Annotated in this window: 1 pseudogene; it reads right to left on the bottom strand. The window is 40.7% G+C overall.

Annotated elements, in window-relative coordinates:
• Positions 1 to 245 (bottom strand): annotated as a pseudogene (locus Q4528_RS14285) (MFS transporter); the annotation flags it as partial.
• Positions 246 to 263: the final 18 nt, after the last annotated feature.

The following is a 263-nucleotide window of genomic DNA, read 5'->3' as shown; positions in this document are numbered from 1 at the left end:
ATATACAAGGCTCCAGCGCTAGAACCGCCAATAAACGCCCCTAGAAATTGACTGGTAGAAAACACCCCTAAAGCAGCGCCTTTATTACCTGGAGGCGCTAGATTAGAAATAAGCGCAGGTAAGCTCGCTTCTAAATAATTAAAGCCAATAAAAAATATCGCTAAAATTGCGCCTAACAACCAAATAGACGATACATCAACTAACAGTAGGGCATTAGCCAATAGCAATAAGCTAATTGCAAACAAAAAGTAACCACGTTGCTG

Origin of the sequence: Staphylococcus pasteuri (assembly GCF_030547725.1) — a bacterium.
GTDB lineage: Bacteria > Bacillota > Bacilli > Staphylococcales > Staphylococcaceae > Staphylococcus > Staphylococcus pasteuri.
The sequence above is the reverse complement of the archived record's forward strand: the minus strand, read 5'-3'. Positions and strand labels throughout refer to the sequence as shown.